The sequence below is a fragment of the Leptospira kemamanensis genome, from assembly GCF_004769665.1.
GTDB classification, from domain to species: domain Bacteria; phylum Spirochaetota; class Leptospiria; order Leptospirales; family Leptospiraceae; genus Leptospira_A; species Leptospira_A kemamanensis.
The window spans coordinates 26,903-40,217 of record NZ_RQGG01000019.1; the positions used below are offsets into that span (position 1 = coordinate 26,903).

Here is a 13,315-nt window from a genome sequence, read left to right on the forward strand (position 1 = left end):
GTAGAAAATTTGCGAATTCTGATTGTAGAAGATGAAACTGTGGCGGCTAGAGGACTCGAACGAATGGTTCGTGAACTTCTCGGTTCCAAGATTTCATCTCTACACATCGAAAAAACTTTACTTGGATCTCAATGTTTTGTGAAAGAAAACCCAGTTGATCTTTTGTTCTTAGATCTCAATTTAGATGGCGACATTGGATTTGATTTGTTAAAGGAAATGGCTGCAGCTTCATTTCTTACCATCATCACTTCGGGGAATGTCGCAGAAGCCATTCACGCGTTTGAATATGGGGTCCTCGATTTTGTTCCTAAACCCATCACGAAAGAACGAGTGAAGTTGGCGCTGGAAAAGTATCAGTCAAATTCAGGAAAATCGAAAACCAAATACATTGGGATCAAACAAGAAAATCAATTACAATTGGTGGCCACAAAAGAGATCTTATATATCCAATCCTTTGACAAACAAATCAAAGTGTTTAAAAAAAATGGAGAAAAGTTTGTCCACAATAAAAGTTTGGATTCCATTTCCAAAATTTTACCAAACCATTTTTTACGAATCCATCGCTCCTATATCGTCAACCGAAAACAAATTAAGTCGATCGAAACGGGAAGTGGCGGATTTTACCAAGTAGAACTTGTTACGGGAATCAAACTGAAAATGGGTAGGAATTATTATAAATCCCTGAAGGCGACCTTGGAAAAAATATGAACAATAGACCGCCAAACATTGATTATGGATTTTATTTTGTTTTTCCTTCTACATATGTTTTGAATTGATTTAAGATAGACTGCCAACCATCGCGTTGCATCTCGATTGGATTTTCATTTTCTGCTTCAAAACGCACGACAACTTCTGTAGATTTGTTTGTTTCTTTTAGATCAATTTTGACAGTTCGATTGTCCGTCAAGGTATAGGATAAAAAATGAGGTTCATTGACTTCGTCGATGACTGCTTTAAAATCGAAACCAAAACTTCCATCTTTTGCTTCCATTCGCGCTTTGTACAATCCACCTTTCTTTAGGTCGACGGAAGCAGAAGGGCAATGCCAAGAAGGATCGGCAAAATTCCAACCTGTGATGTGTTCGGCGGAAGTATACATCTTCCATACATTGGATATATCAGAAGCGATATTTGTTTGAATTGTGATTTCGTTTGGCATAGGAAAAAGCCTAGGCCGAAATGAAACTTGGGTCAATCAAAAATTAGTGATTCGGAAATTGTCCGATTGGTTTTGTTTTTTCTCAAATTCTGAAAGATACATTTTGTTCTCCCACGTTCTTTCTTTCGTAATGATCAGATAAAATCATTGTTTTGTGGTTCGAATGATTTTTTGAAACCATTTGTCTGATCTTTGACCTCCTTCCTTGGAAGGTGGTATCTCTTATGATTGCTAACATGTTTTTCATTCGTCTCTTTCGCTTGGTTTTTATTTTGATGTTAAGTGGAATTTCACTTTTCTGTTCTTCAGAACATCCACCTCGTGCCTCCCAAATACTCACAAACTTAATTTTGTATGCGGAACAAGTGGGGCAAGGATCGAATGATAAAGAAGAATCTGAGGACAATCCTTCCCTTTTTTATACAATCAATTCTGTCACACCGAAAGTCCTGATGGAAAATACCAATTTTGTTTTGGAAGGAAAATTGTTAGGATCCCTATCCGCAATCCAATTGTTAGGGGAGGGTGGTTACAAGTATGCACATATTTTGGAACAATCGGATTCTCAAATCCTTCTCCATTTGCAGTTTTGTCCCAAATCAGAATTGATTTTTCTGAAATCAAATGATCCAGAGGTCAAAGAAAAGATTGTTTTGCCTTGTTTTGGTAACTTTCGCTATCCTTTGAGGAATTTGGTCTTAAATTGGATGGAAACAATAGAACCCGTTTCTCCCCTAGAGCCAAATCAGTATATTGATTCCTTACGTGCATTAGGTGAAATCGAATTTGCGATAGAACCAACTTTGCCTTTGGGATTAGGATTGAATCAAATCACTGGTGCCGTATTTGGAACTCCCACGGAAACAACAAATGACGAATTCAAAACCTTCCAGATCACTGCCCGATTAAAAGAAGACCCAAGTATTTATATCAAATCTCATTTGTCACTCATTGTCCTCACACCCGAAGAACGAGAAAATCGAAAATGCCGTTCGATTTCGTCCACATCTACTTGTCGATTTCCGTCACCTTATACTTGTTCTAAGGCAAATCTCTGTTTTTCTGGCCAATTGTCCTGTGTTTTGGACCTACGCTGCGGTCTTTGAAGGCGATGAAATGGTTTTATTTAAAAAAATGGGAACCAACTTCCCTTTGTTTTACCTAGATTGAGTGTAAAAAGAAGGTATCCAATGCGTAAGTTTCCCATTTTTTTGATTCTCCTACTCGTTATATTGCAGTGTTCGCAAGATGAGGATAAAGGATTAATCCCTGGCCTGAAGATCACAGGGAATGTTCTCACAGATGCACTGTTATTTGCAGCCTTAACGAATTCACCATGTCATTTCATTACCAATGAAAATGCCAACCAGGTTTTGCTTTTGGGAGAGGGAAGTTTTTCTGTTTGTAGCACTGTGCAAGTGAATGGTTCCATGCGAGTGCAAAGTTCTGGAACATACGAGGTCACAGCCAGTGTCGGTAAACAAACCTTATCTTCATCCAATTGTAGTTCCACTCGATTTGATTTTCATATTGCAGTGAAGGATGATACAACGGAAGCTTTTTCCTCCAAAACAAGTTTGTCTCAAAATCTGGTCTTGGAGGAAGGGAAAACCTATTCCCTCGTTCCCTCAGGACTTGTGGACCCAAGTTTGTACCAGTGCCAGGGAAGAGCGGTATCTTCTTCTGTATCAGCATACCGTTTGAATTTCCGAAAACTCTAATGAACCTTGTGTGGCAAAATGGTTTTGTTTTCAAATGAGAAGGTTGGATGGGATTCCATGAGTCATCTCATAGGTAGTATCCGCAATTGCGGATATCCACCATCGCTTTTTCTTCGTTAGCAGGGTATATTTTAGTCCATCTTTGAGGTGGTTTCAATATTCTATGATTCGGAACATAACGGTGATTTGTCTCTTTTGTTTCTCCTGTGTTGGGAGGCAAACCTATACGAAACATACGATCCTGGAAGAGGCGGCAGAACCAATGCGAGTCAGTGACGTTGGGTTTTCCAAAAGGTATGGAACCAATTCTGAATGTTTGGTGTTAATGGAGGGTCCAGTCCCTAGCCGAATGGAGCCCTGTACCGTGGGAGATTTTCGGTCTGCTAAGAGCATGTATAAGGAAACAGAAGTTACGGTGAGTGGAGAAGGATCACAATTTGAATGGCAGATCACGGGTGTTGTGTATTCTCCCTTTGTGAACGAAACCTATTACCAAAATGAAATTTTATACCGTGGGTCTTTTTTTCGTAGCCTAACTTTTGACGGCTATTCTCCCACAAGGAGTCACTATCATTATACACCATATATGGGAGGTTGGGGCCAAACATCCAGGTACTATCGAAGTTATTATGGTGGTTATTCCCGTCTCGGTAGGTGATGATTTCCGATTGACGTTTGTGAGTGATGGCTTTAGATACAAGGGGTGAGATCCCGTTTTGTTTTCGTTGCCATGATAAAATTCTCGAATCGATTTTCCCTTTTTGTGGGAATGCTCAGTGTGTTATTTTTAGTTGGTCCCCTTGTTGCGAAAGAGAAAGACAATTTAACCATCGGTTTTGGTTCTTGTTTGCACCAAGACAAAGAAAATCCTATTTTCAAAACCATATTAGAGAAGAAATTTGATTACCTGATTTTTCTCGGTGATATTGTTTATGCGGATCATCTTTCGGCAAAAGACAAAATCCCTGCTTACGACAAACAGTTTAAAAGACCAGAGTGGAAGTCTCTACGGCAACATTCCCAATTTTTGTTCACATGGGATGACCATGATTATGGAATCAACGACAGTGGTGCTGAATACCCAGATCGGGAATTATCGCAATCAATCTTTTTATCGTATGTTAAACCGCTTTTGCCAAAAAACATCCAGTTAGGAACCAAAAACAAAAAAGGGATTTTTTATTCCTATTGGATTTCCTTTCATGGTAAAAAAATTCATGTCGTTGTTCCTGACACAAGATACTTTCGGTCTCCTTTACAAAGAAGTTATCTTTCTTATCTAACGGGCAAAAGTCATTACCGTCCTTCTTCCGATACAAGTCGTTCTCTGTTAGGGGAAGAACAATGGAATTGGTTAGAGAAGGAGTTGGCTATGGCCTCCGATTTACTTGTTTTTGTTTCGAGTATCCAAGTGATTCCAATCGAACAACCTTTTGAAAAATGGAATAATTTTCCACACGAAAGAGAAAAATTGATTCAAACCTTACAAAAGGCGAATACAAAAGACCTCGTGATTTTATCGGGAGATCGCCATATTGCTGAGATCCATGAATTGAAGACGGGGAGCGAACGGACGTTAGTGGAAATCACTTCGAGTTCTTTTAACCTTCCCCTCCCATTTTTGCAATTAGAATATGAATCCGAATGGAAATTGGGAAAGTCTTATCAAAAGGAAAACTTTGGTTCCTTAGAAATTTTTTGGAAACAAAATTCCTTATATTGGAAATCATCAATTGTTGATTTGAAGGGAAATGTTGTAATGGAATATCCATTGCCATCGGAAGAAACAAATTTACCAAACGTCGAGAAATAATAACTTGGAGAACCTATTTTGAAACCAAAAGATAAAATCTTAGAAAGTTCCTTTGCTTTGTTTCGCGAGAAAGGTTTCCAGGCGACTGGAATTGCCGAAATATTAGAACGAGCTGGAGCCTATAAAAAAACTCTATATGATCATTTTAAGTCAAAAGATGATATTGGATTTGAATACTTAAATTATTTATCAGAACAACAAAGAATTGTGATGTTAAAAGTATTAAGTAAAGCAAATGATATGTCTGATTTCATCGACAAATGGGTGAATTTCATTGTTCGTAACCAAAGAAATACTTCTCGTAAAGACTGTCCCATTGCTTTATTCTCTGGGGAGATATCCCATTTGAATCAATTTGACTCGTACAGAAATCGAGCCGTACAACATGTGTTAGAGACTGTGGAAGTTTGTATTTTGAAGTTTGAACCCAATCTTCGTGCAGATCTTGTAAAATCACTAAGTTATGAATTGTATATGAGTTATTTGGGTGGATTACGTTTGTATGCTTTGACGAAAGACCGCAAAGTCATCGAAAGAATGAAGGCACAAATGATTCAATCGGCCCAGCGTCTCATCAAATCCTAAAAGTTACAAATTCACCAACTTCCACTCGCACCACCACCTCCAGAACTACCTCCCCCTCCTGAATATGAGCTACTTGAGGAGCGGTAACTGGAGCCTGAACTAGAACTTCCTCCCGAGGATCCGGAAAAGAAATCTTGGGAATAGGAACTCACTGAGTCGGACCAACCAATTTTTCGAAAGATATAAACAACAATCGTTGTGGGAAGGAGAACCAAAAAAACAGATACGATGGAGTAAAGATTTGGTGATTCTGGAAGGAGAGAATACTTAGCACGAAGGATCACACTTCCGAGATAAAACACTCCATAAAAGAAGATATAACCTTCTCCAGCCATCATTCCTACAAGGAGTACGAGAAACATAAGAATCATAAACCATTGAAAAACCACATGTGGTTCTTTACCATTGTCGATCCCGAGCGGAGGTGATCCACTCGCCGATTCATGATTTGCCTTGTTTTTATTCGGTTGAGTGAGAAGCATATGTAAATAGTAATCAATGGCTTCTGCACTGCGAATACACATCCAATCGATGTCTTCCATTTTAAGATGGGGTGCGATCGCATCGGATACAGATTGTGATAAGGATTGGTTGTCGATTGGTTTTGGGTTTTCGTTTTTGTTTGGATTTTGAATCACCGAATTTGTATTCGTATAAACAAAAACCTGTTTTTGGTTTAAGGAATAGAGTAGGGTGATTCCTGAGTTATTGCCAAAGGCGATTGTGTGGAATTTTTTTGCTTCGAGGGAAATATCTGATTTTGTATCTAAAAATAAAATTTGAATCCCCACATGAAATTGGGTTTCTAAACTTCGAATGATCTCTCCCGCTTTATTATAGGAATAACTTGCCAAAACATTATACGGATCATAAATACCAGTCCCTTTATCCAAAACAATTTTTTGATTGTGTTTGATACGCTCTATCAGTTCTAAAAAAGCACGATAAGTAAAATTCGTAAAATCAGAAGTTCTTCTTTCCTCATATTTACTATAGAATATGCTTCTTACTTTCGCTTGGCTCAGAGACCAATGAAATTCAGGACTTGTGATGATATGACCTATGAAGTTGTTGTTAGGTGATGTAACAAAAACAATAGTTTTTTTCTCTGGATCTTTTGTTTGACTTTTGAGAAATAATTGATTTGCCGCAGCTTCCAATCCTATTTGGTTTTCCACAGGCACCACGCAGAAATAAAAATTTACAGTTTTTAAAGGTTTCACTTCTTTTTTGAGGAAAGGAATTGTGTCTGGATGTAAATCGGATGCCAGATCATTAAATGAGTTTGGACATAAATCAGTGAAAAGTTTGGGAGAACCAACTCGAAGTTGCTCGAGGATGGCACTCGTGCCAGATAACATGGCTAAAGAAGGATTTCCCATCTTCATATTGGGAACAATTATCTCGTCTATGATTCGTTTGGCGACTAAGTCGGTGAGGATTCCTTCCAATCCGTAACCCACTTCAATTCTCACCTTTCGGTCATTCGGAGCTAAAAGTAATAGAATACCATTGTCCTTATCCTTTTGGCCCAATTTCCATTGTTCAAAAACAGCAGTGGCTTCTGTTTCAATACTGGCTTCTTTTAGTTTTTCCGTGATATAAACCACAACTTGGTTTGTTGTGATTTTTTCTTCTGTGAGAAGTAGGTTCTCTAATTTGACTTTGGTTTCCAAGGGAAGATACCCACTGGGATCCACCACAGGTCCAGTGAGTTTCGGATAGGTTTCATTTCCTTGTTGGCAGGTAGTAAAGAAAAGAAATAAATGAAAAATCAAAATTCGTTTCATTTAAATATTAGGATTATTTTTCTTTTGGGATTTCTTGTACAAAGAGCCAAATGATTCCATCTTTGACTTTTCCAAGACCCAAGTATAAATAATAAATGGGATACCCAAGTGGACCTGGTTTGTATTCTTTTTGCACAACAGGTTCCCATTTTTGTCGGACATGAACGGTAACAGATGATAGTTGGACCGCGGAGGAAAGGTATTTGAGTTTTCCTTCCCATCGTTCTATGGATTCAGATACTTTATTCAGTTCTGCTTCCACCTTCAATGTTTCTTCTAAGGTTTTCGCAGTCTTTAAAATTTCGAGTAGTCGTGTTCGCATCTTTTGTGCATTTTCCAATCGAATTTCTGTATCTAAATACTCTTTGGTTACATCTTTTGCGGAAACATCTTCTGTATAATTATGAGATTCTTTTTTTAAGGTCTGTAAAAAGTTTTTTAAATGTTCCTGTGGAATTTTCAGTTGGATGGTTCCTTGAGAACTGTATTGGAGAGCATATCCACCAAACGATTCTGCAAGTTTGATGATCTCTGTGACCTTGGGTTCAATTTCTTTGGACTGTAAATTGACAACCACAGTGTAGACCATCAATCGTTTGGGAGACTTTGTTTCTTGTGGTTTGGATTCAGATTTAGGTGAGGGAGACACACCAGAAGACATTTTTGCTTCTTCATAATCATCAGACATGTTCCGAGAAGGGGAAACGTCTCGATCCATTCGGTTCATACTAGAACATTGAACGTGAATCAATAGGCAAAAAAAGAAAAGGAATGGGAGAGAGAGAAAGGATTTTGTCTTCATGGTTTTTGTTGGATACTGAATGTATTCGATTCAGCACCCAACTTCAAACCTTTTTTACACACCAATTTGGGATTCTAAAAATCTTCCATATCCTTTTTCTTTCCCAAGAGAAGTAACCGGTTTCCCAGAATCTACGGCCAGTTTTCCATTGATGAATACTTTTTTGATCGTTTCATCATTACGTCTCACCCATCTTTTGAAATTTTCCATAAACGGCATTGGAGCTTCTACATCTTTCGCAAGAGAGTCGTCCAGTTTCGTCGGATCAATCAATACCAAATCAGCACGTTTGCCTTCTTTGATATATCCCGCATCAATTCCAAACCAGTCTCCAATTTCTCCCGTCAAACGATGAACCGCTTTTTCCATCGTCATAAATGGTTTGTTTTCAAGTTCTGCATCCCGAACCAGTTTTAACATGCGGAGTGGGAAATTATAATGTGCCATCCCACGCAAATGGGCACCAGCATCGGAGAAACCAATGAGGATATCTGGATAAGAAACAATTTTTTGTAATGGTTCCTTTCTATGATTTGCCATGACGGTATACCAGCGAACATCGTTTCCATGTTCTGCGACTAAATCTAAGAAGGCGGTCACGGAATGAACTCCTCTTTCTTTTGCTACATCATCAATTGATTTTCCGATGAGTGATTTGTCTGGGGCATCTACGATTTTGGTTTCTCGAAAGTTACGATGGAACACTCGAGGTAAAAACCAATTGGTCCATTGTCGTTTGAACCAAGATCGATAACTTGGATCTTTCATCAGTTGTTTTCGTTCCAATTCATCTTCAATATGATTGGCTTTTGCACCGGCAGCAAATTCTTCAAACACAACAACATCCATTCCATCGGCATACAAATCAAATGGTTCTGGTAACGCTTGGAACCTGAAATCAGAACGGAAAATTGTATTGGTGATTCGACCAATCACACCTAACAGTTTGTACAATCCTGGATCAAACTTTACATCCATAAGAGAAATGATGGTTGTTTTGAGTGGTTTTCTAAAAAGACCAAAAGCTTCTTTTAAAAACATCAATACGTTGATTTTGGTGGAAACATTGGGAACACCTTGGAAAATTTTTCCACGTTTTCGAAGTGTTTTATTTAAAAATTCGTATTCACTCCAATTGGCAAAGGTAGAGGGGAGTGGTCTTGATCGAAACCGAGATCCATCCATTTTGTCCCAAACAAGTGTATTGATGGAGAGTCCCATAAAACCAGCATCCAATGCTTCTTCTAGATGTTGGTTCATTTGATCTAACTCCCCTTTGGTTGGTTTTTCTCCTTTGGTTAAGGATCGTTCCAATCCCATTACATGGGCACGGATGGCAGAGTGACCCGCAAATGAAGTGACATTGGGACCTAAGGGCAATTCGTTTAAGTGTTTTTTATATTCAATGGCAGAGTTCCAATTTTTTTTACTCTGTAAAATTGATAATACGTTTTTTCTAGGAATTGCTTCCACACGACTAAACATATCCGCAAGATCAGTCGGATCACCTAACGCCAAACTTAAAGAACAACTCCCTAATGAAATCGTAGTGATCCCATGCCTCACTGATTCGGATAAATCAGGTGCTACTTCAATCTCAGCATCATAATGGGTATGGAAATCAATGAAACCAGGGGTTAGCCATTGGTTTTTTGCATCGATGACAGTTTCTCCAGGGTTTGGGCTCAATTCCGTTTTCGAAATTGTCTCAATGATACCGTTTTTGATCCGCACATCCCCAATGAACGATGGATTGGTGCTGCCATCAAAAATTCGTGCCTGTTTGATAAGAGTCTCTGCCATGATACCTCCAGAAAAACCAAACGAAATTATGGCAGATTGACAAAGATTTGTCAATGATTCCCTAAGAGTTGCCTTAAGTTTCTCTGGACAAAACCCTTCTTTGTTCACTGAACCGCAAGAACCGAATGACTAAGTTCCACTAACTCTGCTTCGGTGATTTCGCGATTATTCTCCCTAGAAGAAATCGATTTAGCGAGTGAAAACAAATGGTGAATTTCTTCTTTGGAAACTTGGATTCCTTTTTGTTCCAACAAAAACTCGATCGCTTTATGACCAGATTGGTTCGTGAAGGAGATGGTTTCTTTGTCCCCACGTCCTACAAATTCAGGAGAAAATGTTCGATAGGCGCCTTTGGACTGGTGTAACGTTTTTGTCACACCGTCCTGGTGAATTCCTGATCTATGGGAAAAAATATCTTCCCCGATAATCGGAGTTTTTTCGCCAATCGGAATCCCAGTTAATTCAGAGATTCGTTTTGCCGTGGGATAAATTCGTTGGAAGTTAAGGTTTAAAGATTCACCATTTTGGTGTAAGGCGATTGCCGTTTCATACAAATTGGTATTTCCCGCACGTTCCCCAAGACCGTTTAGGGCAACTTCTATTTGTTCGGCGCCAACATACACTGATTCCACAGACGTTGCCGTTGCCATTCCCAAATCATTATGTGTATGAATGGAGATGATGGCTCTATCTCCAATGGTTTCTTTTATTTCTTTTACCATATTCACAAAAATCATAGGTCGATACCGTTCCACGGTATTGGGTAAATTGATGATATTGGCACCAGCTTCAATGGCAGTCAAAAACGCATCTTTTGTGAAGTGGAAGTTTTCGATCGCATCTCCAAAATGTTCTCCAGAAAATTGGATTTCTACATTTGGCCCTACAATCTTTCGCGCAAACGAAATCGAAGATTTTATTTTTTCAAGAACTTCTTTTTCTGAAATCTTTAATACGTGTTTAATGGAAAAGTCACTCACAGGATACACAATGTGCATTCTCGGTTTGTCTGCTTTTTGAATGGCTTCCCAGGTGACAGTGATTTCTTTTTCATTGGCTCTCGACAAAGCAGCAATTGGTTTCCCTTTAGGCGCACGTTTTGCTAATACTTGGCAGGTAAAAAATTCCGTTTCATTCGAAGAAGGGAATCCAACTTCAATGCCGTCTACGTTTAAACCTACAAGTAAGTCGAAAACTTCGATTTTTTCATCGATGGTCCATGGTCTTTTTAACGCTTGGTTTCCGTCCCGCAAGGTAACGTCTTGGATGTGAATGGTTTTTGGTTTCATGGTTCCTCCCAATCCGCGTCTCACTTCCGACCGGGGGACCCAAAAATAAAAAAGCCCACTTCCCGGTTGGGAGTGGGCTTTGTCACATAGCTCTCTCTCCCTCGAATTATAAGATTTCGAGGAGGAGGAGAAGGGCAATGTGTGCGAATGATTTCATTGTTATCTTTTAGACGAAGGGAAAACTCATTCTCTGTCAAACTTTTTTTAATAAACGACCCAAACTGACAAATCCAAACAAGAGACAAAACCCAATGGGAACGAGCAAAGTAAAGGAAAGTTTCCAACCGATGCCCACGGCTACGGTAAGGAGAATGCTGAAAAGGAAAAGTAGGGAGAAAACAAATCCTGAAATAGGCAGATCCCTTTTCCCTTTTGCAAGGAAGAAAACGGCAATGGAGGGACCAAGTGTGTAAGAAAAGATGGTGAGCCCCATCTCTAAGATTCCTTTTTCCCAAGTCTCCACAAGGAAGTACGGAATCAGACTTGCGAAAAATAAAAGAACTCCAAAGAACAAAGACAAAATCCTTGGACTAAACCATTTGTCCATTCCCCAGTCCCTGGCCCAAGTGAGTGATAAGGAATTGATGGTGGAACTGAGTGTAGACATGGCACTGGCTAAGATGGCAGCAACCAAAATCCCAAGAAAGGGAGAAGGAACTTCGTTAATGATAAAATGGCTAAACACTTTGTCAGGTGGAATTGATTTCCCTTCATAAAAAACATAGAGAAGGCTACCGATACACAAAAAGATTAAAAATTGAAAGAAAACAACAATTCCACTTCCAATCAATACCTTCTGGCCAGAGAGTAAGTTTTTTGTCGCAATCACTCTTTGTACGAGCATCAAATCGGTTCCATGAGAACCGATGGAAATAAAAGCACCACCCAAGATGGCAAAAAGTATAAAATAACTATTATCACCTGTTAGATTGTAATCAAATACAAACACCTTCCATTTCCCTAGTGCATCGAGGGTTTGGATTTTATTTATAATTGTAGTTTCTCCCATTTGCGTTAAGATGAGTCCGAGAGCAAAGATCCCACCTAAAAGATAAATCACCCATTGTAAAACATCTGTAAATACAATCGCGCGAAAGCCACCAAACACAGAATAAATAATGGTGACAACACTCAAAATCGTAAGCGCTATCATTCCTAACCCTTCGGGTGAGATAGGAAAACCCATCCGTTCCAAAAGAAACGCAATAGGTAGGGAACTCACATACAAACGAATCCCGTCACCTAATAGACGTGAAATGGTAAAAACAAAAGAAATCGTTTTTTGTGGGGAAGTTCCAAATCGATTTCCTACATATTCATAGACAGAGATAGTGTTCCCGGAAAAGTAGGAAGGCAAAAGAAATAAAGCGACTATGGTGCGACCAAAAATATAACCGATGGCAATTTCTAAAAATCGAAAGTCACCTTTGTAAGATAAAGAAGGGATACTTAAAAACGTTAAACTTGATGTTTCCGTTGCTACCAGTGAGATCATTAAAAAGACCCAATGGATTTCTTTTTTTGCTAGATAAAAATCATCTTCCTTTTGTGTGTTTTTCGCAAAGTGAAAGCCAAAATAAAAGACTACTAAAAAATAAAAAACTAAAACAATGAGATCCCAAATCATATAAATCCTTTTCTTCTTTTTAAACCATCAAACTCAAATTGGGATATTTCAAAAGAAGGCGAAGTAAATCGGATCTAGTGATGATTCCAATAGGGTAATTATCGTCATTTACGATCGGTAAACAACCAATTCTTTCTTCGAGTAAAACCTTTGTCACTTGTCTAATTTCTGCACCTGGAGAGCCAACTAATACTCGTTTGATCATCGCATCTGAAACTGGCATTTCCTTTTCGTATGATTTTGTTTTCTCTAGCAAATCTCTATCAGAAACAAATCCTACGAGTTGCCCCAAGTGGTTTGTGATCGGCAAATGACGAATTCCTTTTTCAAACATGAACTCGAGACAGTGGTCGATGGTTTCCTCTTCCCCTTTGGTAAAAACGGGACTCGTCATGATTTCGTGGAGGAAAAAGACCGGTTTTTCTGTGGGAAGGGAGGCTTCTTTGTACGCATCCCTTGGGTTTTGGTGGAGAAAGGATCCCGTGGGCGTCGTTCCAGGTTCTCCGTCACCAATTTCAGTTGGGTTCGATTTTCCCGATGGGTGGACTTTTAGGACACGATCGGTCTGCGTTAAGGGTGGATTTGGGGAAATTCGGCCGTCATGGATCCAAAAGAACATAATTATGCCCTACCTTTCTGAAAAGTTTGTCAAAAATAAGAAAAAACTTGCAAAAAACGAACAGTGGTTTTTTATCCATCCTACATTTCCTGTAAAAAGAACGAACT

The 13,315-nt window shown here is 39.0% G+C and carries 13 protein-coding genes; 6 read left to right on the forward strand and 7 right to left on the reverse strand.

The genetic code is table 11. The features are described 5' to 3' along the window. The first annotated feature begins 9 nt into the window (after positions 1 to 9). Positions 10 to 708, forward strand: coding sequence for a LytR/AlgR family response regulator transcription factor (locus EHQ59_RS07720; RefSeq protein ID WP_135618972.1), 699 nt, complete (start codon positions 10 to 12; stop codon positions 706 to 708). 31 nt (positions 709 to 739) lie between these two features. Here the strand turns inward: EHQ59_RS07720 and EHQ59_RS07725 are convergent, their stop codons facing one another. Further along, on the reverse strand, positions 740 to 1,159 hold the full coding sequence (locus tag EHQ59_RS07725; protein ID WP_135618975.1) for an SRPBCC domain-containing protein: 420 nt from the start codon (positions 1,157 to 1,159) through the stop codon (positions 740 to 742). A 224-nt stretch (positions 1,160 to 1,383) separates the two neighbouring features. On the opposite strand from EHQ59_RS07725, the gene EHQ59_RS07730 reads away from it, so the two are divergent. The 5 genes from EHQ59_RS07730 to EHQ59_RS07750 all read left to right on the forward strand — a co-directional run bounded on the left by EHQ59_RS07730 (position 1,384) and on the right by EHQ59_RS07750 (position 5,278). Beyond that, positions 1,384 to 2,265 carry an Ig domain-containing protein gene (locus tag EHQ59_RS07730; RefSeq protein ID WP_135618977.1) on the forward strand — a complete coding sequence of 294 codons (882 nt, stop codon included), beginning with the start codon at positions 1,384 to 1,386 and terminating at the stop codon, positions 2,263 to 2,265. Positions 2,266 to 2,349: 84 nt separating this feature from the next. Continuing rightward, positions 2,350 to 2,880: a hypothetical protein gene (locus EHQ59_RS07735; protein WP_135618979.1), complete on the forward strand. Its 531-nt coding sequence runs from the start codon at positions 2,350 to 2,352 to the stop codon at positions 2,878 to 2,880. Positions 2,881 to 3,043: 163 nt separating this feature from the next. Continuing rightward, positions 3,044 to 3,538: a hypothetical protein gene (locus EHQ59_RS07740; RefSeq protein WP_135618981.1), complete on the forward strand. Its 495-nt coding sequence runs from the start codon at positions 3,044 to 3,046 to the stop codon at positions 3,536 to 3,538. 72 nt (positions 3,539 to 3,610) lie between these two features. Continuing rightward, the gene (locus EHQ59_RS07745; RefSeq protein WP_135618983.1) at positions 3,611 to 4,693 is read left to right on the forward strand and encodes an alkaline phosphatase D family protein; all 1,083 of its coding nucleotides are present in this window, start codon (positions 3,611 to 3,613) and stop codon (positions 4,691 to 4,693) included. 18 nt (positions 4,694 to 4,711) lie between these two features. After that, positions 4,712 to 5,278, forward strand: coding sequence for a TetR/AcrR family transcriptional regulator (locus EHQ59_RS07750; RefSeq protein ID WP_135618985.1), 567 nt, complete (start codon positions 4,712 to 4,714; stop codon positions 5,276 to 5,278). 11 nt (positions 5,279 to 5,289) lie between these two features. Here EHQ59_RS07750 and EHQ59_RS07755 read toward each other — a convergent pair whose 3' ends face one another. The 6 genes from EHQ59_RS07755 to EHQ59_RS07780 all read right to left on the reverse strand — a co-directional run bounded on the left by EHQ59_RS07755 (position 5,290) and on the right by EHQ59_RS07780 (position 13,208). Then, positions 5,290 to 7,068: a TPM domain-containing protein gene (locus EHQ59_RS07755; protein ID WP_135618987.1), complete on the reverse strand. Its 1,779-nt coding sequence runs from the start codon at positions 7,066 to 7,068 to the stop codon at positions 5,290 to 5,292. Positions 7,069 to 7,081: 13 nt separating this feature from the next. Further along, positions 7,082 to 7,756, reverse strand: a complete 675-nt coding sequence (locus tag EHQ59_RS07760; RefSeq protein WP_244245444.1) for a DUF4349 domain-containing protein — start codon at positions 7,754 to 7,756, stop codon at positions 7,082 to 7,084. A 168-nt stretch (positions 7,757 to 7,924) separates the two neighbouring features. Continuing rightward, positions 7,925 to 9,673 carry an N-acyl-D-amino-acid deacylase family protein gene (locus EHQ59_RS07765; RefSeq protein ID WP_135618991.1) on the reverse strand — a complete coding sequence of 583 codons (1,749 nt, stop codon included), beginning with the start codon at positions 9,671 to 9,673 and terminating at the stop codon, positions 7,925 to 7,927. 104 nt (positions 9,674 to 9,777) lie between these two features. Beyond that, positions 9,778 to 10,962: a 2-isopropylmalate synthase LeuA2 gene (leuA2, locus tag EHQ59_RS07770; protein ID WP_135618993.1), complete on the reverse strand. Its 1,185-nt coding sequence runs from the start codon at positions 10,960 to 10,962 to the stop codon at positions 9,778 to 9,780. A 193-nt stretch (positions 10,963 to 11,155) separates the two neighbouring features. Beyond that, positions 11,156 to 12,589, reverse strand: a complete 1,434-nt coding sequence (locus EHQ59_RS07775; RefSeq protein ID WP_135618995.1) for a sodium:solute symporter — start codon at positions 12,587 to 12,589, stop codon at positions 11,156 to 11,158. 19 nt (positions 12,590 to 12,608) lie between these two features. Continuing rightward, positions 12,609 to 13,208, reverse strand: a complete 600-nt coding sequence (locus EHQ59_RS07780) for a CBS domain-containing protein (RefSeq protein WP_135618997.1) — start codon at positions 13,206 to 13,208, stop codon at positions 12,609 to 12,611. Positions 13,209 to 13,315: the final 107 nt, after the last annotated feature.

Coding starts and splice junctions, on each gene's coding strand:
- EHQ59_RS07725 (WP_135618975.1), bottom strand. CDS start 1,159: ATGCCAAACGAAATCACAATTCAAACAAATATCGCTTCTGATATATCC.
- EHQ59_RS07730 (WP_135618977.1), top strand. CDS start 1,384: ATGATTGCTAACATGTTTTTCATTCGTCTCTTTCGCTTGGTTTTTATT.
- EHQ59_RS07735 (WP_135618979.1), top strand. CDS start 2,350: ATGCGTAAGTTTCCCATTTTTTTGATTCTCCTACTCGTTATATTGCAG.
- EHQ59_RS07740 (WP_135618981.1), top strand. CDS start 3,044: ATGATTCGGAACATAACGGTGATTTGTCTCTTTTGTTTCTCCTGTGTT.
- EHQ59_RS07745 (WP_135618983.1), top strand. CDS start 3,611: ATGATAAAATTCTCGAATCGATTTTCCCTTTTTGTGGGAATGCTCAGT.
- EHQ59_RS07755 (WP_135618987.1), bottom strand. CDS start 7,068: ATGAAACGAATTTTGATTTTTCATTTATTTCTTTTCTTTACTACCTGC.
- EHQ59_RS07760 (WP_244245444.1), bottom strand. CDS start 7,756: ATGTCTGATGATTATGAAGAAGCAAAAATGTCTTCTGGTGTGTCTCCC.
- EHQ59_RS07765 (WP_135618991.1), bottom strand. CDS start 9,673: ATGGCAGAGACTCTTATCAAACAGGCACGAATTTTTGATGGCAGCACC.
- leuA2 (WP_135618993.1), bottom strand. CDS start 10,962: ATGAAACCAAAAACCATTCACATCCAAGACGTTACCTTGCGGGACGGA.
- EHQ59_RS07775 (WP_135618995.1), bottom strand. CDS start 12,589: ATGATTTGGGATCTCATTGTTTTAGTTTTTTATTTTTTAGTAGTCTTT.
- EHQ59_RS07780 (WP_135618997.1), bottom strand. CDS start 13,208: ATGTTCTTTTGGATCCATGACGGCCGAATTTCCCCAAATCCACCCTTA.